The sequence below is a fragment of the Thalassotalea ganghwensis genome (genome assembly GCF_053485795.1).
The window spans coordinates 99,907-122,731 of the sequence record NZ_JBQRUM010000007.1 but is presented as its reverse complement, the minus strand read 5'-3'; the positions used below and the strand labels follow the sequence as shown (position 1 = coordinate 122,731).

At 40.1% G+C, this 22,825-nt stretch carries 22 protein-coding genes; 11 read left to right on the top strand and 11 right to left on the bottom strand.

Going from position 1 to position 22,825, the window contains the following annotated elements; all coding sequences use genetic code 11:
* The first annotated feature begins 176 nt into the window (after positions 1-176).
* Positions 177-821: an adenylate kinase gene (adk, locus tag ACSLUH_RS09240; protein WP_448566236.1), complete on the top strand. Its 645-nt coding sequence runs from the start codon at positions 177-179 to the stop codon at positions 819-821.
* A gap of 138 nt (positions 822-959) precedes the next feature.
* On the opposite strand, the gene ACSLUH_RS09235 is transcribed toward adk, so the two are convergent.
* From ACSLUH_RS09235 to ACSLUH_RS09225, 3 genes are all read right to left on the bottom strand, one after another.
* Positions 960-1,430: a GNAT family N-acetyltransferase gene (locus ACSLUH_RS09235; RefSeq protein WP_448566234.1), complete on the bottom strand. Its 471-nt coding sequence runs from the start codon at positions 1,428-1,430 to the stop codon at positions 960-962.
* Positions 1,431-1,511: 81 nt separating this feature from the next.
* Positions 1,512-1,814 (bottom strand): DUF6559 family protein, encoded by a 303-nt coding sequence (locus ACSLUH_RS09230; RefSeq protein WP_448566232.1) that lies wholly within the window; start codon positions 1,812-1,814, stop codon positions 1,512-1,514.
* Positions 1,815-1,962: 148 nt separating this feature from the next.
* Positions 1,963-2,871, bottom strand: coding sequence for a hypothetical protein (locus ACSLUH_RS09225; protein WP_448566230.1), 909 nt, complete (start codon positions 2,869-2,871; stop codon positions 1,963-1,965).
* 203 nt (positions 2,872-3,074) lie between these two features.
* Between ACSLUH_RS09225 and ACSLUH_RS09220 the strand changes: the two genes are divergently transcribed.
* Entirely contained in the window at positions 3,075-3,782 is a 708-nt protein-coding gene (locus ACSLUH_RS09220) for a substrate-binding periplasmic protein (protein ID WP_448566228.1), read from the top strand.
* Positions 3,783-3,855: 73 nt separating this feature from the next.
* Here the strand turns inward: ACSLUH_RS09220 and hisIE are convergent, their stop codons facing one another.
* The 8 genes from hisIE to hisG are packed head-to-tail and all read right to left on the bottom strand — an operon-like array spanning position 3,856 to position 11,016.
* Positions 3,856-4,476, bottom strand: a complete 621-nt coding sequence (gene hisIE / locus ACSLUH_RS09215; RefSeq protein WP_448566226.1) for a bifunctional phosphoribosyl-AMP cyclohydrolase/phosphoribosyl-ATP diphosphatase HisIE — start codon at positions 4,474-4,476, stop codon at positions 3,856-3,858.
* The gene (gene hisF / locus ACSLUH_RS09210; RefSeq protein WP_448566224.1) at positions 4,467-5,258 is read right to left on the bottom strand and encodes an imidazole glycerol phosphate synthase subunit HisF; all 792 of its coding nucleotides are present in this window, start codon (positions 5,256-5,258) and stop codon (positions 4,467-4,469) included. The genes hisIE and hisF overlap by 10 nt, the downstream gene beginning before the upstream one ends.
* Entirely contained in the window at positions 5,240-5,977 is a 738-nt protein-coding gene (gene hisA / locus ACSLUH_RS09205; RefSeq protein ID WP_448566222.1) for a 1-(5-phosphoribosyl)-5-[(5-phosphoribosylamino)methylideneamino]imidazole-4-carboxamide isomerase, read from the bottom strand. Before hisA ends, hisF begins: the two co-directional genes overlap by 19 nt.
* Before the next feature lie 4 nt (positions 5,978-5,981).
* The gene (gene hisH, locus ACSLUH_RS09200) at positions 5,982-6,593 is read right to left on the bottom strand and encodes an imidazole glycerol phosphate synthase subunit HisH (RefSeq protein ID WP_448566220.1); all 612 of its coding nucleotides are present in this window, start codon (positions 6,591-6,593) and stop codon (positions 5,982-5,984) included.
* On the bottom strand, positions 6,593-7,675 hold the full coding sequence (gene hisB / locus ACSLUH_RS09195) for a bifunctional histidinol-phosphatase/imidazoleglycerol-phosphate dehydratase HisB (RefSeq protein WP_448566218.1): 1,083 nt from the start codon (positions 7,673-7,675) through the stop codon (positions 6,593-6,595). Before hisB ends, hisH begins: the two co-directional genes overlap by 1 nt.
* A 1-nt stretch (position 7,676) precedes the next feature.
* On the bottom strand, positions 7,677-8,783 hold the full coding sequence (gene hisC / locus ACSLUH_RS09190) for a histidinol-phosphate transaminase (protein WP_448566216.1): 1,107 nt from the start codon (positions 8,781-8,783) through the stop codon (positions 7,677-7,679).
* Positions 8,783-10,102 carry a histidinol dehydrogenase gene (gene hisD / locus ACSLUH_RS09185; protein ID WP_448566214.1) on the bottom strand — a complete coding sequence of 440 codons (1,320 nt, stop codon included), beginning with the start codon at positions 10,100-10,102 and terminating at the stop codon, positions 8,783-8,785. The genes hisC and hisD overlap by 1 nt, the downstream gene beginning before the upstream one ends.
* A 14-nt stretch (positions 10,103-10,116) precedes the next feature.
* The gene (gene hisG, locus ACSLUH_RS09180; protein WP_448566212.1) at positions 10,117-11,016 is read right to left on the bottom strand and encodes an ATP phosphoribosyltransferase; all 900 of its coding nucleotides are present in this window, start codon (positions 11,014-11,016) and stop codon (positions 10,117-10,119) included.
* A 462-nt stretch (positions 11,017-11,478) separates the two neighbouring features.
* On the opposite strand from hisG, the gene ACSLUH_RS09175 reads away from it, so the two are divergent.
* From ACSLUH_RS09175 to fadD, 9 genes are all read left to right on the top strand, one after another.
* Entirely contained in the window at positions 11,479-11,838 is a 360-nt protein-coding gene (locus tag ACSLUH_RS09175; RefSeq protein WP_448566210.1) for a hypothetical protein, read from the top strand.
* Between the two features lie 259 nt (positions 11,839-12,097).
* The gene (locus ACSLUH_RS09170; protein WP_448566208.1) at positions 12,098-15,295 is read left to right on the top strand and encodes a PKD domain-containing protein; all 3,198 of its coding nucleotides are present in this window, start codon (positions 12,098-12,100) and stop codon (positions 15,293-15,295) included.
* Between the two features lie 403 nt (positions 15,296-15,698).
* Positions 15,699-17,618, top strand: a complete 1,920-nt coding sequence (gene yoaA / locus ACSLUH_RS09165) for a DNA repair helicase YoaA (RefSeq protein ID WP_448566206.1) — start codon at positions 15,699-15,701, stop codon at positions 17,616-17,618.
* A gap of 38 nt (positions 17,619-17,656) precedes the next feature.
* Positions 17,657-18,352, top strand: coding sequence for a tRNA (adenosine(37)-N6)-threonylcarbamoyltransferase complex dimerization subunit type 1 TsaB (tsaB, locus tag ACSLUH_RS09160; RefSeq protein WP_448566204.1), 696 nt, complete (start codon positions 17,657-17,659; stop codon positions 18,350-18,352).
* A gap of 69 nt (positions 18,353-18,421) precedes the next feature.
* Positions 18,422-18,763 (top strand): hypothetical protein, encoded by a 342-nt coding sequence (locus tag ACSLUH_RS09155; protein ID WP_448566202.1) that lies wholly within the window; start codon positions 18,422-18,424, stop codon positions 18,761-18,763.
* Between the two features lie 6 nt (positions 18,764-18,769).
* Complete coding sequence (locus ACSLUH_RS09150; RefSeq protein ID WP_448566200.1) at positions 18,770-19,441, top strand: M50 family metallopeptidase; 672 nt, start codon at positions 18,770-18,772, stop codon at positions 19,439-19,441.
* Between the two features lie 49 nt (positions 19,442-19,490).
* On the top strand, positions 19,491-20,102 hold the full coding sequence (locus tag ACSLUH_RS09145) for a Slp family lipoprotein (protein WP_448566198.1): 612 nt from the start codon (positions 19,491-19,493) through the stop codon (positions 20,100-20,102).
* On the top strand, positions 20,103-20,966 hold the full coding sequence (locus ACSLUH_RS09140) for an alpha/beta fold hydrolase (RefSeq protein ID WP_448566196.1): 864 nt from the start codon (positions 20,103-20,105) through the stop codon (positions 20,964-20,966).
* A 172-nt stretch (positions 20,967-21,138) separates the two neighbouring features.
* Positions 21,139-22,794 (top strand): long-chain-fatty-acid--CoA ligase FadD, encoded by a 1,656-nt coding sequence (fadD, locus tag ACSLUH_RS09135; protein WP_448566194.1) that lies wholly within the window; start codon positions 21,139-21,141, stop codon positions 22,792-22,794.
* The last annotated feature ends 31 nt before the right edge of the window (positions 22,795-22,825 follow it).

The following is a 22,825-nucleotide window of genomic DNA, read 5'->3' as shown; positions in this document are numbered from 1 at the left end:
TTATTGAGTTGTTAATATTCAAACACTCGTTTGGTTATACTTTAGTATAAAAAAGGGGCTTTTTTGCCCCTTTTTTGCTATTTGGCGGGCTTTGCTACTTGTTTGCATACACTTGAAAATGTATAGTGTCACCTTTTATAAAATACCAACAGATTAATAGTATAGGGCTAGACTATATGCGCATTATTTTATTAGGGGCTCCGGGCGCTGGTAAAGGTACTCAAGCACAATTTTTAATGGCTAAATATGGCATTCCACAAATTTCTACAGGGGATATGCTCCGTGCTGCAATTAAAGCAGGCACAGAACTTGGTAAACAAGCTAAAGCTGTTATGGATGCCGGCCAACTCGTATCTGATGAATTGATCATTAGTCTAGTGAAAGAGCGAATTGCTCAAGATGATTGCCAATCTGGCTTTTTACTTGATGGTTTTCCAAGAACCATTCCTCAAGCAGACGCTATGAAAGAAAATGGTGTTGTTGTCGATAGTGTTATCGAGTTTGATGTGCCAGATGAAGTCATTGTTGAGCGTATGGCAGGACGTCGCGTTCATGCCGGTTCTGGACGTGTTTATCATGTGACTTATAATCCACCTAAAGTTGAAGGTAAAGATGACGAAACGGGGGAAGACCTGTCTATTCGTCCCGATGATGAAGAAGCAACAGTGCGTAAGCGTTTAGGTGTTTATCACGAGCAAACTAAGCCATTAGTTGATTACTATAAAAAAGAGTCTGCTGCAGGTAACTGTCAGTACCTCACTATTGATGGTACTCAACCGGTTGAGCACGTAAGTCAATTACTGGCTGAAAAACTAGGTTAGTAGACACTTGTTGGCCACTAAAAGCTCGCTTTAAGCGGGCTTTTTTGTTTTTTATCTGCACTAAATGGTAAGGTAGCAAACAAGTTGAGCATCTGCTGATTTTAACGGGTGTCTTCAATTACATATTCTATAGCAATGCTAATTTAGGTTTACTTTTTCCATTGCGATATGCGGAATACCATCTTCCAAATACATCTGAGAAATGGTGTTAAAACCATGGTGTTGATAAAACTTTTCTAAATGCTGTTGTGCAGATATCTTGATATTTTCATCTGGGAAGTATTGTTGGCAGACATCTAGAGCTTTATTCATAAGACGATGACCTAATCCTGAGCCTCTGGCCTGTGACGCAGTAATAACCCGTCCAATAGCAATATGTTCAGGGTAAGATACCTTTTTGGCAAGTACTCTTAAATAAGCTGTCATGATATTGTTTTGATAACAGAAAAGATGGAGTGTTTCTGGGTGTCGATCGAGATCATCCAAATCAGCATAGTAACAACATTGCTCGACAACAAAAACGTCAATTCGCAACTTTAGCAAATCATACAATTCGTTTGTGGTCAGTTGTGAAAATGGTTTAACGTGCCAATTTATTGCAGTCGACAAAACAATGCCCCAAGTTTAAATTCTTATGCCATTTTTCCATGGGGCTTTAAAAATGTGAAGCGTTTTATTGGCTGAAGAGAATTAAGAATGTTGATTTAATAAATTAACAAAGCCACGATATTGTTTTTGGTTTAAATAAGCCAAAATTTCTTGTTTATACCCATCGGGACATAAAGAAGGAAACTCTTTGGCAAAAATGGCTTTTACATCGGCTTTTTTGAGAAACAATATATAACCTAACGGTAAAAAGTCCGAGTTAAAATCCTCTTGATAGACAGTTGCTCTTACTTCTGATGGAGTGTAGAAGTCTTTGATACCATAACGCTTTTCAAGAAGTGGTAATAATTTACTACCGTATTTTTTGATTGACCAATACTTAAACATAGCTTTCCTTAGCTTGATTAGAGCAATAATAGTGGATAGGGCGCGCATTCTAGCGCTTAATCACTGAGGACACAAATACTATTTTGATATAAGTTGACTGGATAGTTATATTTTCTGGATTTGCGCAACGTACAAAGGCCAACAGACCTTAATGCGTACTATTAAGGACATTAATTTTAGTGCGATCAACAAAAAAGCCAGCTTCAGTGTATGCTTTGGTGATTGTATTTTTTGCTCGTAATTTTTTTATGCCAATTTCTAGCGCTGTGATAGCTTCCTCTGCGAGTGGGTGATGACGGCTAATAACGATATGTCGACTGTCATCAAATTCGATCGCGACATTTTTAACCGGCACTAAAGTAATTTTTTCCATGCTAAACGTGTGGTCGTTGTCATTACTACCGTGAAAAGGCATAAAGATAATATCAACCCAACCAAGGTCAACCATTCGAGCCATACTTAACCATTCATCTTCTCTAACAACCTTTTTTAACGGTAAGTTGTTTATTGTTTGCCAATCCGTTCGCCATTTCGGTGTGGAAACAGCGCTAAAAGCTGTTAAGTCATTTAAGTGATTAATAGAGAGCACAGCTTGATTTTTGGGGCTTGTGTAAATCGCAGCAACATATTCACCTTTACGTATGATCGCCGGAGATATGTAAATATGATCTTTAATAGCTTTGGCGTCACTTAACCAATAGGTATCAAAACTGAGTAAAAGTTTGCCTTGTTCAAGCATTCTCGTATTGCGAAAATTCATCTTGCCAACGATGTAGTTAAATTGATGTTTAAAACCACCTAAATGCAGCGCTTGCTGAGTGATAATCATATCAACGACATCGCGTCGTACCGTTTTACCGACAAAAGAATTTACTTCGTTAACATTTTTATCACCGATAAAGGTTTTATAGTCATCAAAAACGTCATCTCTGATATAAATATCAACTTTTTCACTCGCATAAAGCTGACTGGCAACGCTAGCAAAAACTATGATTAGCTTTAGTAAGTTACTTAAGTACATCGCAATGTTAAATTTTTCGATTAATATGAATGGCATCAATTCAACTTATTAGTGTTAGCTTTTACTTATGGTCTCCTTTGCATAAGGGTAGCAGTGAGTTAGTGTTTGTAAATAACAACGAATGAATTATCTATCATTAATAAATAATATAATGCCAAAAGTTTCGGCTTAGATTAGTCTGTATTGGATAAGGCGTGTTTAAAATAGTGATAAAAATGAAAAGTTAGGAATTATAAGTAATGAAGCACATCGTTTTTGTTCTCTTGTGTTGGATCTCATTAGCTAGCTTTGCTGAAAATATTCCAGTTAAAGTAGCAGTAAATATTGGTCCTCCATGGGCATATTATGATGGTCAGAAGGTAACTGGGATTGATGTTGAAGTAATTAAGCAAGCCTTGTCACCTTATGGTTATCAGCTAGAGTTTTATTTGCTTGGCTATGAGCGTTTAATTAAAGAGTTCAACCAAGGGAAATTTGATTTTGCCAGTCCAGCAGCTTTTGAAGCACCCAATGGCTTTTTTACCGATAAATATTTACCTTTTGAAGATGTGGTTATTTCTGCTAAAGATAGCAACTTGTCGGTGCTACAACTCGATGACCTTAAAGGAAAAATCATTGTTGCCTATCAAGGGGCGACAATGGTGTTAGGCCAACAATACGAATCAGTGATCAAGCAGGCTAATTATCAAGAAAAAGCGATGAGGGAAATACAGCTTAAACTGCTCGCGAATCAAAAAGTTGATCTTGTCGTTGGAGAGCGGCGCTTACTCGAATATATTGTAAATAAAAATCACCCTGAATTTGCCATTAGCATTCACAGACTCTTTCCCATCGTTAGTTATGGAGGTGTTGCTAAAACGCAACAGCTACAGCAAGAATTTAATCAGGGGCTGAAACGATTGAAAACGTCTGGTGAATACCAGGCCATTTTAGAAAAGTGGCAATAGTTCGATGTGTTGTGACTAATTCTAAAGTGCGCATATTAGCATTTTTAACAAAAACGCTAATATGCGCAAGTCACTATTTTTGATGACGTTTTATTAATACTTCCATTACTTCACGCAGCTCTATATCTTTATCTTGTAACAGTACTAGCGTGTGGTAAAACAAATCAGCACATTCACCAAGCAATGCTTCTTTAGTTTCCGCTACTGCCGCTAACGCAACTTCAACCCCTTCTTCACCAACTTTTTGCGCAATTTTTGTCGTTCCACGAGACAAGAGATGGGCAGTATAGCTTTGTTCAGGTGTTTGATGTTTGCGACTGGCAATCACCTGCTCAAGCTGACTTAGAAAGTTTTGTTCAGTCATTGGTTGTTCAGGAAAACACGATTCTGTCCCTAAGTGACAACTTGGGCCTATTGGTTGACATAGCACAAGCAAACTATCTTGGTCACAATCGGTGAGCACTTGTTGTACTTGAAGAAAGTTGCCAGAGGTTTCACCTTTCACCCAAAGTGCTTGTTTAGAGCGACTGAAAAATGTTGCCTTTCCTGTTTCAAGTGTTTGCTGTAATGAGGCTTTATTCATGTAACCTTGCATTAGCACAGCACCTGTGGCGTGATGCTGAATAATCGCAGGAATTAAGTCATTCATTTTTTGCCAAGCAAGTGAATTAATTGTTTCATCAGTTACAAGCATAATCTTATTTCTACCTTTTCTTGAGCGAGGACGTTCTTAAGTTCTGTCATATCAATAATGCCTTTATGGAAAACACTCGCAGCAAGTGCGCCATCGACATCAGCTTGTTTAAATACCTGGGTGAAGTGATCAATTTCACCGGCACCACCAGAGGCAATTAATGGTACTGTGCATACGGCGCGAGCTTTTGACAGTTGCTCAATGTCATAGCCATTTTTAACACCATCTTGATTCATGCAATTGAGCACGATTTCACCCGCACCACGTTGTTGTACTTCTTTGATCCAGTCAAAGGTCGTCCATCGTGTTTGTACTGTTCGAGTTTCATCGCCAGTAAACTGGTAAACTTGATACTCGCCTGATCCATTATTAGCCTCTTGATTAAAGAAGCTATCGATGCCGACCACAATACATTGCTGCCCAAATCGTTCGGCAAGCCTGCTGATCAGTGAAGGATCGCGCAGGGCAGGTGAGTTAATACTAATTTTATCTGCGCCCATTTTTAATATTTGTTGGGCGTCTTCTTCACTTTTTATGCCGCCAGCAACGCAAAATGGAATATCAATAACTTGTGCTATGCGACTTACCCAACTTTTATCGACAACGCGATCGTCAGAGCTTGCAGTAATGTCATAAAAAACTAATTCGTCAGCCCCTGCTTCGGCGTATTTTTGTGCAAGAGGGACAATGTCACCAATAATTTCATGGTTTCTAAACTGAACGCCTTTGACTACCTTACCGTCTCTAACATCTAAGCATGGAATTATGCGTTTGGCCAACATGCGATAGCCTCCTCTAGTGTGAACTTACCTTCTAATAAAGAACGTCCTAAAATCACACCGGCTACACCGGTTGGGATCAGTGCTTTAATATCGTCTAAACTGCCTATACCACCAGATGCCTGCCATTGGATATCTGGGTAGTGTTGACAAAGCTCTTTGTAGAGCTCGACATTGGTACCGGTTAACGTGCCATCTTTACTGATATCGGTACACAAAACATGTTTAATGCCAGCATCTTGATATTGAGCCAATAAATCTTCTAATACCACACCACTGTCTTCGATCCAGCCATGGGTTGGTAGTGTTTTCTTGCCGTCTTGATCAATCTTTATATCAAGGGCAAGTACAATTGCATCACTGCCATAGGTTGTTAACCACTGACTCACCAATTCAGGTTGCTTGATTGCTAAGCTACCGATAACGACCCGATCAGCACCTAAGGCTAGCAATTGCTTTAAGTCTGCTTCGCTGCGCACCCCACCACCAACTTGAATGGTCATTGTCGGGTGGTCCACGAGTGTTTTTAAGGTATCGAGTTGTCGCTTGCTGCTATCTTTTGCGCCATCAAGATCAACAAAGTGCATCACAGTAGCACCTGCTTTTGCGTATGCTTCTTGTCGGTCTTTAGGGGAGTATTGATAGTTGGTTTTTTGTTGATAATCACCCTGATACAAACGAACGACTTCGCCATTAATAAGGTCTATTGCTGGGATCATCATAGACTTACATCTCCAAAAAATTTTTAATGATTTTACTGCCAAGTTTACTCGAGCGCTCAGGGTGGAACTGACAACCGATAAAATTGTCTTTGGCAATTGCCGCAGAAAACTCACTGCCATAGTCACAAGCAGCGATAGTGTGATCACTCATGGGGGCGGCGAAGCTGTGAACAAAATAAAAATAATCGCCAGGATTAATGCCAGCCAATACGGGATGATCACTCACTTGGGTTAAGGTGTTCCATCCCATATGAGGAAGTCGTAAGTTGTTTGCGTTTAGCGGTTTAATATCCGTTGGGATCATGGCCAAACATTCTACTTCCTCGCCATTTGCTCCTTCGAGTGAACTGCGCGCCATTAGTTGCATCCCCAAGCAAAAGCCCAGAACGGGTTGTGTTAATGAGCGCAGCACCTCAACAAGTCCTTTGGCTTTGATATTTTCCATGGCATGAGCGGCGGTGCCAACACCAGGCAAAATAACTTTATCGGCACTTTTTATCGCTTGAATATCATCGGTAATGACAACATCAAATCCAAGGCGCTCAACTGCAAATTTAACCGATGATAAGTTTGCACAGCCGGTATCGACGATAATATTAGAATAAACTTGGCTCACTACAAGGCTCCTTTTGAGCTCGGTAAGATGTCACCTTTAACAGCGATTGCTTGACGTAAAGCACGTCCAAACACTTTAAACAAGCTTTCTACTTGATGATGACAATTACCCTCTGAAGTAGAAAGGTGTAAAGTTATTGCCATTGAGTCTGCTAATGATCTAAAGAAGTGAGACACCATCTGAGTAGACATCTGACCGACTCTAGTATCAGTAAAGTTTGCGTCAAACTCGAGCCACGGGCGCCCTGATAAATCAATAGCACATTCGGCTCGACACTCATCCATCGGTAAAACAAAGCCAAAACGACCAATACCTCGTTTATCGCCAAGTGCTTGCTTGAGTGCCTGCCCAAGTGCTAAAGCAGTATCTTCAACACTGTGGTGCTCATCGATATGATAATCACCGTCAACACTTACCGCCAAACTAAAGCCTCCGTGAGTGGCGATTTGCTCTAACATATGGTCAAAGAACCCGAGGCCGGTGGCAATGCTGATCGGAGCGGTACTGTCTAAATCAACGCTGACGTTTATGTCCGTTTCTTTAGTGGTTCTTTTGACTGTCGCTGTTCTCGGGTTATCAAGTAGTTGTTTGCCTATCGCTGACCAATTATTCTCAACACGGTCATAACGAATACCTTGTATGCCCATATTAGCGGCAAGTTGTAGGTCGGTTTCTCTATCGCCAATCACATATGAGTTAGCAAAGTTTACCTTACCTTGTTGCAAATAATCACTGACCATGCCCAGTTTAGGCTTACGACAACTACAGTTGTCTTGTTCGAAATGAGGGCAAAGTAAGACCTCATCAAATACAACGCCTTGAGAGCTAAACAACGCCATCATTTTATTATGCGGTAAGTCAAAGTCTTCTTGTGGGTAGCTATCAGTACCTAATCCATCTTGGTTGGATACCATGACCAGTCGATAACCTTTACTTTGAAGCGCCAGTAAATTTGGGATCACTAGCGGTTCAAAAACTAATTTTTCTAAACTATCGACTTGCTTGTCAGAAATAGGCTCTTCGATCAATGTGCCATCGCGGTCGATGAACAGAATATTTTGTGAGTTCGATTGGATTGCCATACTAATTCTCTTTTATTGATAATTCTGATTGACTACCACAGTCTTTAGCTATGGTTTGTTTGAATAACTCAAGCTCGCTTTCACTGCCTATGCTGACGCGAAGACAGTTATCGAGTTGCAATTGTTTGGACTGGTCACGAATTAAAATGCCTTGGTCTTTAAGTAAATTAAAGATTCTGTCTTTATCGCTGCATGCAAACAAAATAAAGTTGGCATCACTTGGATACACTTTTTGGCACCAAGATTGTTCAGCTAACCAGTTTGACAGGCAAGTACGCAACCTTGAAGTTTCTCTAACACGTGCTCTCATCTGTTCTATTTCTGCAATTGATAGCGCGTCACTAGCGATATCAGCTACGGGCGCAGAAATAGGGTAAGGTGCAATCACTTTACTGATCATTTCGATAATATCTTCGTTTGCTATGGTAAAGCCACAGCGAAGACCCGCGAGTGCAAATGCTTTTGATAAGGTTCTAAGCACAACTAAGTTTGGATATCGAGATAACCAACTAACTGCTGAGTTTTCAGGTGCAAACTCAATGTAAGCTTCGTCAACGACCACAATAGCGCTATTGGCAAACAAATTAAGTGCAGCTTCTATTTGCTCTTTAGGTAGTAAGTTACCTGTCGGATTGCCAGGTGAACATAGAAAGACCACCTTGACCTTACCCACTTGTGCTTCTAATCCGGTTAAATCCAATTGTTGATTAATTAAAGGAACTTTAACGACACTCGCACCTTGATTTTCAGCACTGATGGCATACATGCCATAGGTAGGAGGGCAAATCAAAATACTATCTTGATACGATTGACAAAACGTTCTTATGACAAGCTCTATCCCCTCATCCGCACCACGTGTGGCCAAAAGTTGATTTTTTTGTACACCACTGTATCGGCAATAGGCATTGATCAAGTTCTCCGGTTGAAAATCAGGATAACGGTTTATACGCTCTCCGTTAACTTGATAAGCTCCCGTACCTGGTGCTTCATTGGCATTTAGCCAGACCTTATTGTTAAAGTCTTCGCCACCCGCATACAAACGACGTGCAGATTGATACGGCACCATATCGATTAACTCGGGTCGAGCGAGTTTGTTTGCAACTGTCATTAGTATGTCTCCTGTGAATTCATGTCTTCAAGTCGTATGGTCACTGCGCGTTTATGACCGTCTAATCCTTCTGCATCGGTTAATTCGGTGATACAAGGGGCGATGTTCGCCAGCCCTTGTTTGGTGATTTCTTGCACCGTATAACGTCTTGAAAAATCTGCTAACGATAGACTGCTGATTACTTTGGAGTATCCATAAGTTGGCAAAACGTGGTTAGTACCACTGGCGTAATCTCCTGCAGACTCAGGGGTATAAGCACCAACGAAAATTGAACCTGCATTGCGTAATAAGCTTAACAGTTGCTGAGGGTTTTCCGTTTGGATAATTAAGTGCTCAGGGCCATAACTATTAGATACCTGTGCAGCTTGTTGTAAATCTTGGCATAAAATTAACCGGCTTTGTTTCAGCGCAGTAAGGGCAATATCTTTTCTCGATAACTGCTGTACTTGTTCTGCCAAAGCTTTGTTTACTTGCTCTAGAAGTGACTGACTATCAGAGAGTAAGATCACTTGACTGTCTGGGCCGTGCTCTGCTTGTGAGAGCAAATCTGCAGCAATAAAGGCCGGATTTGCTTGTTGATCACCAATGATCAACACTTCAGAAGGTCCTGCAGGCATATCAATGGCAAAGCCGGCAACTTGTTGAGCCAATTGCTTTTTTGCCTCAGTAACGTATTTATTGCCTGGCCCAAAGATTTTGTTGACTGGTTTGATGGTTTCGGTACCAAATGCCAACGCTGCGCAGGCTTGCGCGCCGCCAACCGTATAGATTTCATCAATGCCACACAGTGTTGCGGCAACGATGATCTCATTGGCAATATTGCCGTTTTTATCCGGAGGACAAACTAATACGGTTCGTTGACAACCCGCTAGCTGTGCAGGAACCCCTAACATTAAAACGGTAGAGGGTAGAGGAGCACTGCCGGCCGGAATATAAAGACCTACACTTTCAATCGCTTCAGTTTTTAATGTACAGGTAACACCGGGAGATGTTTCTACGGTAATATCTTGTGCTACTTGCGCTTGGTGAAAGCGTTTAATTTGGCCATAGGCGGTTTCAATCGCATCGAGTCTTGTTTGACTTAACGATTGTTTAGCTTTTGCTACTTTGTCTTCAGCTAATGCTAACGAGTTTAAGGAAACACCATCAAATTTCTCTGTTAACTCGAGCAAGCCTTGATCACCTTGCTTTCGTACGGTGCTAATAATATTCGTGACTTGTTGTGACAATAAGGCACTTTCAGCGATGGCTGGGCGCGCTAAAACGCGTCGTTGTGCTTGGTTATCGAGCGACTGCCAGTTAATAATCTCTTGAATCATTGTTTGTTACCGTATTAACCCATCATTTTTTCAATTGGCATAACTAATATCGAGTTACAGCCAAGCGCATTCAGTTGTTCCATGGTTTCCCAGAAAAAGGTTTCTGTGGCGACAACGTGCACAGCAACTAAGTCATCTCGACCTGCAAGGGGCAATATTGTCGGTGTTTCTTTACCTGGCATTAATGCGCTGACTTGGTCAATTTTATCTTTAGGAGCGTGCAACATGATGTACTTACTTTCTTTTGCTTTCATCACACCTTGAATGCGCGGAAGCAATGTATCTAGGATGGTTTGTTTTGCTGGCGATAGCGGTGTTGCCGTTTGAATGAGAGACGCTTTTGAGCGAAAGATTTCTTCAACTTCAACTAACCCATTAGCTTCAAGAGTGGCACCGGTAGACACCAAATCACAAATTCCATCGGCTAGGCCAACTCTTGGTGCGACCTCTACTGACCCTTTTAATAAACAAAAGTCGACATTAATACCGTTTTCTCTAGCAAAACGATTGAGTAGCTGCGGATAAGTTGTTGCTATTCTTAGACCGTTTAAGCTTTTAATACCTTGGTAATTAAACCCTTCAGGCATGGCAATTGATAATCGACAACCACCAAAGTTTAGACCTGTGGTGCGAATGTAACCTGATTTTGCCCCCATAATTTCGCGTTCAAGAGCCGTTTCTTCAAGGGTATTATCACCTACGATCCCTAAATCACAGACCCCATCCATGACAAGACCAGGGATATCAGAACTGCGAACACGCATGATATCGATTGGCATATTAGTAACGTGGGCGAGTAACCGACGGTCGCTGACGTTGAGTTTTAGTCCACAGCGCTTTAAAAGCGCTTGGGTATCATCACTTAATCTTCCTGACTTTTGCATCGCTATGCGAAGGCGTGTTTCTGTAGTCATATTACAAGTTCCTATTTTTTTAATTCTATCGTATTTTTCTATCACATCGGTCACGTATCAAAACGAAAAAACCCCGAAAAAGTTGGACTCTTTCGGGGTTTTAGAAAATTGTTTAACTCTACTTACCGCTGAAAGGTCCATAGCCCCTCAGCGAACAAACCTGAGCGGCTAATCCGTATGATGGTGATGATGATGGATAGTGCTGAGGTTAAATGTCATAAGTTTCTCTTAAATGTATGTAACGTTACTAAAATAAATAAACTATCTAATCACGACGTTGTGATTGATTTTTAATCTTTGTATACAATACTGATTATTTTTATCGTAAGCAACCCCAAAATGTGAACATTTTATGAATAAATCATCTAACACTATAATAAATATTATATCTGTGCCGATACATTCATTAGAGAACGTAAAAGCGTAAGCTATCTTTTAACTGTGTTGCTTAAATAGGGAGTAATGGTGGATATATTCACAACAGCGTTAACTAAAGTCGTGACTGCGAAGCTTGAACCGAAAGGTTTAAGGGTTAAGGCGTTGGCAAAAGAGCCAAGAATAAAGCCATTGTCGGAAGATGTTAATCATTTAGAAGAACATGATCGCTATTATTTTCTGAAAGATAACACCGATCAACACACTAAGCAGCAACAGCAAAAACAAAAGCAACACCAAGAAGGTGACAAAGATATAACTTCTTCAGAAAATGTTATTGAACCGTCTGAAGATGTGATCATTCATAAAGATGAAATACTTCATCCAAAAGATAAATCTGAAGAAAATGACGATGATGACATAAAGCATTTCGACATATTTGTATAAAATGTAGTAACTCACATTTGATCATAGACTTTTGCTAAATAGGTGGAACTCCTTTTGACAGGTAGATATGAGCGAATAACGGACGGTCGCTCTTTTCAGTGTTAACTGGTGAAAACATACAAGGCCATATTAAATCGTTACAGGGCATTACTATCAAACTGAGTAGTTATAAGCTACCTAAATCATTGGAAATTTGATTTTTTTTTAACCTTTACTACTTTTATTATTTAATATAAATAATACAAAATGGATGCCCACTATGGACAAATTAGTTCGCACAATACTAACCGTGTGTTTCGTTCTGAATATATCTGCATGCGGTGGTGGAGATGAAAGTGACGATAATGGACCAATCACCCCTGTAAATATCCCGCCAAATATCGCTTCAATAAGTAGTGTTGAAGTCGCGTCAGAGCAAAGTGTAACCATCGTACCTCAAGTTGATGATAGCGACGGGACTATTGATAATTTTGAGTGGCAGCAGACAAGTGGCCAAGGGGTTAGTTTTGATAGTTCCCAAAGTGAATTAACCTTCAACACGCCAGATGTATCTGTTAAATCAGAATTAGTTTTTAGTTTAACAGTTACAGACAATGACGGAGCCACTGCCAGTTCAGAGGTGAGTATAGTGGTTTACCCAACATCAATCGGAAAAATTATTGGCATGCCCGAAAGTGGTATCAAGTATCAGGGAGCTTTAACTGCTGGCGAAATAGATTCTACAGGGAACTTTATTTACACAGAGTTAGATCTGATTGGGTCAATACATTTTACATTAGGCGGGATTGAATTAGGGCTAGCGACTCCAAATACATTAATTACCGCTTTGGAATTAATGCCACATGTTACCTCAGCAGACAATTTTAGCGTAATAAACTTAAATACGTTCTTATTCTCATTAGATAACGACTGTCAAATTAGTAATGGTATTCAACTTAACGAATCAATAATTTCTATAGCAGAAGAGATCAGTTTTAACTTTCGTACTAATGAAAGTAATTTGATTAACGAAACTGAACTAAATGATTTGTTAAACCTTAACGAATGTGCCGACAGTTGGTTATCTTCATCTGAGGCTCAAATAAAGTTTGACCAACTTTTAACAACCACTCTTGAAGCTGAGTTTTCGTCATTGGTTGCTTTTACTCCGATAGGTGAGCCTGAACCATCCATTTTATATGATGGCTCAGGCTCTTTATTAACAGTGCTTGACGGAGATCCTAGCCAACAAGAGAAGTACCGTATTCTATATTCTGTTAACTTTGATGATAAAGAAGATGATGAAATTTTAGCCGTTTCTATTGGATTAGACGGTTTACCTCAAGGGCTATATACAGATGATGGTACGCGGGTTGTTTTTGATAATTTTACAACTACTACTGTAGACATGGTGATTTATAGTGAAGGTGAAGCTGAGCAAGTAAAACGTATTGAATTGCCAACTGCAGCTCAGCAGTTGTTATTGTCTATAGCTCCTGATAGTAGCGTTATAAGCGACAGTAGGGCAAATGATATTAGATATAAAGAAACCCATTTATCTAAAAATAAGCAACTTAGCTCTAGAAATAACAATTCAAATGATGAAGTAGTAAAGAAATTGGAGCAAGCAGTTACAAGCATAAAACTGGTGAAATCTGCGATTGACATCGACTTAGTGGCCCAATCGCATATTTTAGGTAAGACTGGTGGAATATTGTCCTATACGCAAAACGATCTAAAAACTAGCTTTATAGATACTGCGTACAAGATGTCTCTTAAAGCATCCGGCCTTAGTGAAGATCATCAGCAAGCAATTTTGCTAGCCTTAAGCGCTTCAAAATGCGCTACTGACGTTTATGTCTGGGATAAACTAAATGATTGTCTCGACGTTATGGTTGGTACAGCCAAAAACTTGGCTACTCTCAAGAATATTTATGATGAAATACAAGACGATAAAGACCGCATAGCTGAACTAAAACGTGTATTAGAAGAACAAAGAGCGAACTTTCAAGGATACCCCCCTGTAGTAAATATTCAGAAAGAGAAGATTGAAAATAAATATCCCAGAAAAGTTGATATTAATTTTATTGCTTGGGTAAAAGATGCTGATGAAGATATTACTACAGAGCAAATAGTGTGGTATTGGGATGGTGAAGAAATTGGACGAGGGGAACGAATTAGTTATCAACATGAGTATGACGGTAAATATACGATAGAAGTTGTAGTGACAGATTCAACAGGTAAAAGCAACAGTGATTCAATGTTGATTGAAGTTGGTAATTTAATACCTGAAGTAACCATAGATGAACCTACAAAAACATTATTTTTATGCAGTGAGCTTCCATTAACCTTTAGAGGCTCTGCAATAGATGCCGAAGATGGAGTCTTAGATAGCAGTATTTTCGATTGGTCAGTTAGTAATACTGGTGCAGTTATGGATATTGCTATTGATGAGTACATTCAAATTAATTTCCCTTGTCCTGGTAATGATGTGTACATGGGCAGACAAACTCACTATTTAACCTTGAAGGCAAAAGACTCCATTGGTCAAGAAGGCGATGATTTTAAAAACATTATTATTTCAAATAGTGATATAGAATTATCGTTACAATTGGGGGTAGAAACTGGTTCTTATCAAAAGGGTGAAAACGTTAATTTAGTAGCATTAGCTGAAGTCAATGGTGAACTGGCTGATGAACAGCTTATTAGCTGGCGTTCTAGCATTGATGGTCAGATTGGTACAGGGAGTTTGCTTGTTGTAGATTGGCTTAGCGAAGGAGAGCATATTATAACAGTAGCACTAACTATTGGAGATGTTGTTACAGAAAAATCAGTGACAATTACGATAACTCAGTTAGTACATGAACTCGATCTCGAATTAAAATCAGGTGCTGGTACTTATGTCCAAGGTAACACAGTGGAATTTGCCGTTACCGCTTTAATAGATGGCGCTACTGCTGATGATAGCTATATTAGCTGGCACTCAAGCTTAGATGGCGACATAGGCCAAGGTAGCTTATTGGCTATCGATAATTTAAGTCTAGGAATTCATAGTATTACTGTAACCCTTACCTATGACGGTAGCAGTAAGGAACTAAGTTTTGAAACTGTCATTGAGGAACAGCTTGCCGACGAAATTAGTTTTAATTTAATTGTCACTGAAACTCCGAGTTCAGGTAATGACGATAGATGTGATGATGAAGCTGAAACATATACTGAAGTATGGAATTTGTATCCGAATATGTGCATAAATGATTTATGCTTTTTTGAGATAATTGGTATCGACGGAAGTTATAGTGGCTATAATTATACGCCTAATACGGGGGCTATAGTTGTATCAGGCAATGAATGGTCGATGGAAGTAATAATAGATATAAATACTGGTATAGTGAATGGTTCATCGACTGATGTATTTCCTCAATCTGACGGTACAAACCTAGCTTGCCACGCTCAAGTTTACGCGGAACCTGAAAATTAGTTCTAATATAAATTATTGCGTCTTGTGAGCTATAAACATAGATGGTTCGTTTTAATATTGAAAATGAACCCTCAACTTTAGTTTTGAACAAAAGGTTTTAATTGATAAATATATTTAAAAAAGTCGTTGAAAGGGTTTTCAACGACTCAAGGGCATTGCGCTTAATAACCGTCCGCTATTGGCACTTATGCGACGGTCAGGTTTTATCTAGTTCTAATCATCGCATCTGACAGCTCAAGTTAAGGCTTATTCATATAAAAGTAATTCAACTTAAAGCACCGGTTAGTGATGCATAACTTTCCCCATCATCATCGTATTCAACAACGGTTTTATCGTATTGATGAGTTTTCTTTTCTGGCGCAGTCCTTATAATGGTGCCCTTAATATTTAACTCTATTCTTTAATGACACCAACCGAACTCGCATTTTCTCATCAAGGTATTCTCGCCCAAGTGCTCGATGGCTATGCGCCTAGACAGGCGCAAATAGATATGGCGGTGGAAGTTGAATTAGCGATTGAACGTCAATCGAGCTTGATTGTTGAAGCCGGAACGGGAACGGGCAAAACCTTCGCTTATTTGATCCCGTCTTTGCTGTCAGAAAAAAAAGTGATTGTCTCTACAGGAACGAAAAATCTTCAAGAGCAACTTTTCCATAAAGATATCCCCTTGATACGCAAAGCACTAGCATCTAATTTGCAGGTGGCTTTGCTTAAAGGTCGGGCTAATTACTTGTGTTTATACCGACTTGATCTATATGCAAGGGAAAGAGGACAGCTAGATGCTGGAATGTTAGCAGATTTTGTCAATATTCGCTCATGGGCGAGCCATACGGTCAGTGGAGATATCGGAGAGCTTGATAAAGTGGCTGAAGACTCGCCTATTTTCCCTTTTGTCACCAGTACTGTCGATAATTGTCTTGCCAAGGATTGTCCGAATATCGAAGACTGTTTTCTTATTAAAGCGCGAAAAAAGGCGATAGATGCTGACATTGTTGTTGTTAATCATCATTTGTTTTTTGCCGATATGGCGTTAAAAGATACTGGGTTTGGTGAATTAATCCCTCAAGCTGACGTGGTGATTTTTGATGAAGCGCATCAAATTCCAGATATTGCGAGTGAGTACTTTGGTGAAGCATTTTCTACTCGTCAAATTCTTGATTTATGCGCTGATGTACTCCAGCAATATCATACGGAATTAACTGATGTGAAACAGCTTGAAAAAGCTGCAGAGAAATTGCGTAAGGCAGCGATGGAATTTAGATTATTGTTTGCTCATGAGCCCGAACGCGGTAACTGGCGTACGAAAATGGAGAATCGACGTTTTTCACAAGCTTTCTCATCGTTGAAAGTCGATATCGATTTTCTCTATCAGGTACTAAAACTATGCGTTTCACGCAATGAAGCCATTGATAATTGTTTTGAACGAGCGGTGTCTCTGCTCTCACAATACGATGTTATGGCTAACGTCGATGTTAATGGGATTAGTTTTTGGTATGAAACAACCCGCCGGCACGTGGTTTTGCACATAACACCGTTAACCATTGCTGAAAAGTTTAGCCGTTATATCAATGATTCTAATGCTGGCTGGGTGTTTACTTCGGCAACATTAGCTGTGAATGAGGGCTTTCAACATTTTTCTCAGCAGTTAGGGTTAAGTAACGCGACGACATTGTTAGTGGAAAGTCCTTTTGATTATTTATCACAATCGCAACTTGTGGTACCACGCTATTTACCCGATGCCAATGACAAGAATAGAGCGAAGGCATTGGCAGAACTTGCCGTTCCTTTAATCAACGCCTCGCATGGTAACTGTTTTTTACTATTTACGAGTTATCGCATGTTGAACCAAGTCGCAGAGTACCTTGAAGCTGAAATTGAAAACCCTTTGCTTGTTCAAGGGCAAATGAGCAAAAGGTTAATTCTTGATGAGTTTATCAGTAATGAAGCTGCTGTACTCATGGCTACCGCCAGCTTTTGGGAAGGAGTCGACGTTCGAGGCGACAAACTGACTTGTGTTATTATTGATAAGTTGCCTTTTGCTTCACCAGACGATCCGATGCTGCAAGCGAGAAGTGAGGATGTTAGACGCCAAGGCGGTGATCCTTTCGCGGAAATTCAACTCCCTAAGGCTGTTATTGCATTAAAGCAAGGCGTAGGACGTTTAATTCGTGATACCTCAGATCAAGGAATTTTGGTAATATGCGATGATCGTTTGGTAAATAAACCCTACGGCGAAGTATTTTTAAAGAGTTTACCTGATATGCGACGAAGTCGAGATATCGCAAAAGCCAGTGAGTTCTTGCGTTCGTTGCATCAAGATTAGTCCAGCAATGGTTGTATAACCCTATTAGAGAGAAGAAATTGAATTATTTAGCAATTGATGCGTCAACTGAAGCTTGTTCTGTAGCGCTTAGTTTTCAAGAAAAATTATTCAATCAATTTGAATTATGCCCACAATCTCACTCAACTCGCATTTTGCCTATGGTTGATGAGGTACTCAATCAAGCCGGTATTAAATTAACTGATCTCGATGGTATCATTTATGGCCAAGGTCCAGGAAGTTTTACTGGTGTTCGAATCGGCATAGGTGTTGTGCAAGGGTTGGCATTTGCAGGCAATTTACCTGTTGTAGGGGTATCAACAATGCAAGCAATGGCGCAACAAGCTTACCAGCAATATGGGGTAGATGAAGTGATTGCAGCGATTGATGCGAGAATGTCTGAAGTTTATACCGGTTTTTACCGTCTAAACGAGCAGGGGATAATGCAAGCTCAGCAACCTGAAGCCGTTTTACCACCTAAAGAATTGGCTCAATATTTTCAATCACAAAATTTACCTAGCTATGGTGTTGGCACAGGCTGGGATGCGTACCCAAATGAACTTAACGCCTTGAGAGCCAATCAGCAAGAGGTAGAGATCTTATACCCAGATGCACAAACGATGCTCGATATTGGTATCGTTGGCTTTAAAGAAGGCAAAGCGTTGAGTGCAGAGCAGGCGCAGCCAGTTTATGTGCGTGATACGGTATCCTGGAAAAAACTCCCTGGGCGAGAGTAAAACAGTACTAACCAATAAAACTTTTGGTAAAAACTTTGTAGTTTAGTGATTTTTTGATAAGTTTACGTTATGGAAATAAATCGTTCTTCATCATTTACGCCACTCAGTACGAGTTTACAGCAGGTTAATAATCAAACCGATGCTGGGCGTCAGCGTGCTCAAACACAAGCGCAGCAACAAGAACAAAACTCGGTAAACAAACAACGCTTTGACGCTGATCAACAGTCGTTACAACAAGTTGCACAATACCAGCAACAAAATGCTAATCGAGCGTCTGAAGGCAACATTTATCGTGAGTATGATCAACCAAACCAACAGAACCTCTCAGCGGTTGCTCGTTATCAATCGGTTGATAATTTAGCTCAGCGAGAAGCCATTACTCAGACGTTCGGTGTCGATCTATACGCGTAGTTTATTTTGAATAGCCAACAAACTTCCTTTTTTAAGCACTACGCTCGTTTTTTCCTCCTGGTTATTGCAGCCATCGCAATTTTGCAGATACCGATTATATCCATTCCGTTTAAATGGTTGGAAAGCTATTTTCATGAAATAAGCCATGGCTTGGCTGCGATAGCCACTGGCGGTCAAATTATAAAAATTGAATTATTTACCAATGGCGCTGGTTTATGCACAACGCGTGGTGGTAGTCGATTTTTGATAAGCTTTTCCGGTTATGCTGGCGCAACATTGTGGGGATGTATGTTTTACTTTGTGGTATCGCGTCATCAACAGTTAGCAAAAGCTTTTCTCGTTTTATTGATTTTGCTTTTGCTTAGCTCGATAATTTTTTGGGTAAGAGATCTGCTAACGGCATTGATTATCAGCAGCTTAATAGCACTGGTTGTGCTTAAATTTCGATTTGTCCATGCCACCTATCTCACTATGTTATTGCAGCTGACCGCACTAACTGTGGTGCTCAATAGCTTGAAAAGTCCGTGGTATTTAATCGACGGTCGACATATTGGCGATGGCAGTGCGTTAGCAGAGTTAACCTTTATACCTGAAATAATATGGGTTTGTATTTGGTGTCTGTTAGCGTTTTTTGGCATAGTAGGCTTGAGTAAGTTAAATCATAAAGCGCAAAATTAGATTTTCACCTGTTTATTTCATTCATATGTCTTTTTAAAGGTTAATTTACATGATTAAAAAAATTTCGATTTGTTCAGCACTATTCATGCTGACAAGTGCCTGTACTAGCATACCTGAGCCGTTAAAAATGAGTAAGTCAACGCCGCTCACTACTTATGAAAATGTTAGGCAAGCGCCTGAGCAAGTAAATGGCCAAGCTGCTCGTTGGGGCGGTGTCATAGCTAATGTTTCTAATCAGGCAAAAAGTACGATTTTAGAAGTGGTTCATTTTCCACTAACACGATCGGCAAAGCCCAAACAACAAGATCAAACCTTGGGTCGGTTTAAGGTGTACTATCAAGGGTTGCTTGATCCGATGATCTATCAAAAAGGTCGCTCGATCACTGCTGTTGGCACACTATCACCCTTAGAAATGGGGAAGATTGGCGAACATGAATATCAATACCCCGTGCTGAAAGCTGATTACGTGCACTTGTGGAAAGACGTTAAGCAAGTGGATGTCAACATTTGGCACTCGGGATTTTGGCATCCAAATAGATATTGGGATCCTTATCGTCCATACTATCATCGACCTGTCATCATTCATAAAAAAGCAAAACCAAGAGGGGCAAGCTCGTCAGGTCAGAAAGTCAATAACAGCAAAAGTAAGGCAGTCCGCTAGGTGAATTTAACTGAAGAGGTGAGCTACCAGCTTGGAGATCAAACATTACGCGGTATTGCATGGGGCGACGAGCAAGCCCCCCTTTTGTTATGCTTACATGGGTGGCTAGACAACGCAGCGAGCTTTGTGCCTTTAGCCGACTATCTCACCGATTATCGAGTGATTGCCATTGATTGGCCAGGCCATGGCTTTTCTTCACATCGCAGTATTGATGCCCATTATCACTTTATCGATTATGTCTATGATTTGGTTAAGCTCTTTGAATTAAATGGCTGGCGAAATATCGATATTGTTGGTCACTCAATGGGGGGAATGATCGCAACGGCATTTGCTGCCGCCTTTCCAGAAAACATACGCTCACTCACATTACTTGACTCGATAGGCTTTATTAGTGGAAAAGAAGAGCAAACCACAAGGCAATTAAGAGAGGGGATGCTCAGCCGTTTATCAAGTGCGTCGAAAAGAAAGCGATTACACCCCTCTATTGCTTCAGCTGTAGAAGCTCGAATGGCGGTTTCTGATTTAACAAAAGAAAATGCAGCGCTTATTGTTAAGCGAGGTGTTATTAAAACAGATGATGGTTTTACGTGGAGCGCTGATCCGCGCTTGAGAATGACATCGCCATATCGATTAACCTTAGCACAAGCCAAGCAGTTTATTGCTGATCTAAAAATGCCAGTTCAGTTAATTTATGGTGATAAGGGATTAGAAATGGTGACCACAGGTATCAATGAATTTGGCCCGTTATTTAAAAATATCGTTTTAAAAAAACTATCAGGTGGCCATCATATTCATATGGAACAACCTGAACAAACAGCGACAGAAATTTCGACTTTCATTCGTACAAATCCGTGTAATAATTAAACAGGATGTTAAAATTATCTGAAAAGTAATAGACATTAGACCAGTATTAAAGTAAAAATCCCAATTCAAACGTCTGTTTTAATTGTCGCGTTAATGCATCGCTGTCGATGTAATTGAAGAATGAAAACAAAAAAGAGCGCGATAACAGTTGAGTCTAGAGGAGAATAATAAAGTGCAAAAAATTTGGCTGGAAAAAAGTTATCCACCAGGGGTCCCGTTTGAAATTGATCCTGATAAGTATTCCTCTATCGTGGAAATGTTTAATAAGTACGTTGGGATTTATGCTGATCGTCCAGCCTTTATTAACATGGGTGCTGAAATAACGTATTCAGAACTAGAACAACAAGCTAAAGCGTTTGCGGCTTATTTACAGCAAGAATTTGGTTTAGTTAAAGGCGACAAATTTGCCATAATGGTACCGAATTGCTTGCAATACCCTATCGCGTTATTTGGGGCTTTGCTAGCAGGTTTAACCGTAGTAAATGTCAACCCTCTCTATACTGCACGAGAATTAGAGCATCAGTTAAAAGACTCAGGTGCGAAAGCGATGTTGATCATTGAAAACTTCGCGCATACCTTACAAGAAGTTATCGACAAAACGCCAGTTGAGCATGTTGTTTTAACCTCTCTAGGTGATAGATTAGGCTTCCCTAAAGCACAACTTGTTAACTTTGTCGTTAAGCATATTAAAAAAATGGTGCCAAAGTTTTCGTTAAAAACTACCACGCGCTTTAACGATGTTTTATCCAAAGGCAAAACCTTACCTTATACGCCAGTGTTACTAAAAGGTGATGATTTAGCATTTTTGCAGTATACCGGTGGTACGACTGGGGTTTCAAAAGGGGCAATGCTCACTCACCGCAATATGGTGGCTAATTTACAGCAAGCAAAAGCTGCAATTAAACCCCAATTAGAGGAAGGTAAGGAGCTTGTTGTAACCGCGTTACCGCTCTATCATATCTTCGCGCTAACGGCCAACTGCTTGACCTTTATTACCTTAGGTGGTTCTAATCTTTTAATAACCAATCCAAGAGATATGCCGGGTTTTGTAAAAGAGCTATCAAAATATAAATTTACCGCAATTACTGGCGTTAACACGTTATTTAACGGCTTGCTTAATACTCCAGGCTTTTCGGAACTCGATTTTTCATCATTAAAAGTGTCTCTTGGTGGTGGAATGGCGGTTCAACGCCCTGTTGCAGAGCGATGGGAGCAAGTGACTAAAACTCGTTTACTTGAGGGCTACGGTTTAACTGAGTGTGCTCCATTAGTAACACTTTGCCCTTACAATCAGCAGCATTACAGTGGCAGTATCGGCTTACCTGCGTCATCAACTGATATTCGTATTGTTGATGAAAATGGCCAAGACGTGGCTCAAGGAGAGGCAGGTGAAATGTGGGTAAAAGGTCCTCAAGTTATGGCAGGTTATTATAACCGTGAAGAAGCAACCAATGAGATTTTAAAGGACGGTTGGTTAGCGACAGGGGATATCGCGACGATGGATGAGAATGGCTTTTTTAAGATAGTTGATCGTAAAAAAGATATGATCATTGTTTCTGGATTTAACGTTTTCCCAAATGAAATTGAAGAAGTAGCGGTCAGTCATCCAAGTATTATTGAGGCCGCAGCGATAGGCGTACCAAGTGATGCAACTGGCGAAGTAGTAAAGTTGTTTGTTGTTGCGAAAGAGCCTAAGCCAAGCAAAGAAGAAATTATCGCGCACTGTCGTCAGGGGCTTACTAACTATAAAGTACCCAAGGATATAGAGTTTAGAGACGAGTTACCTAAGACCAATGTAGGTAAAATATTACGTAGAGAATTAAGGTAACTGAAATTTACTGATGTTCATAAAGCAAAAA

Coding starts and splice junctions, on each gene's coding strand:
- hisF (WP_448566224.1), bottom strand. CDS start 5,258: ATGTTGGCCAAACGCATAATTCCATGCTTAGATGTTAGAGACGGTAAG.
- hisG (WP_448566212.1), bottom strand. CDS start 11,016: ATGACTACAGAAACACGCCTTCGCATAGCGATGCAAAAGTCAGGAAGA.
- ACSLUH_RS09220 (WP_448566228.1), top strand. CDS start 3,075: ATGAAGCACATCGTTTTTGTTCTCTTGTGTTGGATCTCATTAGCTAGC.
- hisB (WP_448566218.1), bottom strand. CDS start 7,675: ATGGCAATCCAATCGAACTCACAAAATATTCTGTTCATCGACCGCGAT.
- yoaA (WP_448566206.1), top strand. CDS start 15,699: ATGACACCAACCGAACTCGCATTTTCTCATCAAGGTATTCTCGCCCAA.
- ACSLUH_RS09225 (WP_448566230.1), bottom strand. CDS start 2,871: ATGCCATTCATATTAATCGAAAAATTTAACATTGCGATGTACTTAAGT.
- ACSLUH_RS09155 (WP_448566202.1), top strand. CDS start 18,422: ATGGAAATAAATCGTTCTTCATCATTTACGCCACTCAGTACGAGTTTA.
- hisD (WP_448566214.1), bottom strand. CDS start 10,102: ATGATTCAAGAGATTATTAACTGGCAGTCGCTCGATAACCAAGCACAA.
- adk (WP_448566236.1), top strand. CDS start 177: ATGCGCATTATTTTATTAGGGGCTCCGGGCGCTGGTAAAGGTACTCAA.
- hisC (WP_448566216.1), bottom strand. CDS start 8,783: ATGACAGTTGCAAACAAACTCGCTCGACCCGAGTTAATCGATATGGTG.
- hisIE (WP_448566226.1), bottom strand. CDS start 4,476: ATGCTTGTAACTGATGAAACAATTAATTCACTTGCTTGGCAAAAAATG.
- ACSLUH_RS09170 (WP_448566208.1), top strand. CDS start 12,098: ATGGACAAATTAGTTCGCACAATACTAACCGTGTGTTTCGTTCTGAAT.
- ACSLUH_RS09230 (WP_448566232.1), bottom strand. CDS start 1,814: ATGTTTAAGTATTGGTCAATCAAAAAATACGGTAGTAAATTATTACCA.
- ACSLUH_RS09145 (WP_448566198.1), top strand. CDS start 19,491: ATGATTAAAAAAATTTCGATTTGTTCAGCACTATTCATGCTGACAAGT.
- ACSLUH_RS09175 (WP_448566210.1), top strand. CDS start 11,479: ATGGTGGATATATTCACAACAGCGTTAACTAAAGTCGTGACTGCGAAG.
- hisA (WP_448566222.1), bottom strand. CDS start 5,977: ATGATGATCCCAGCAATAGACCTTATTAATGGCGAAGTCGTTCGTTTG.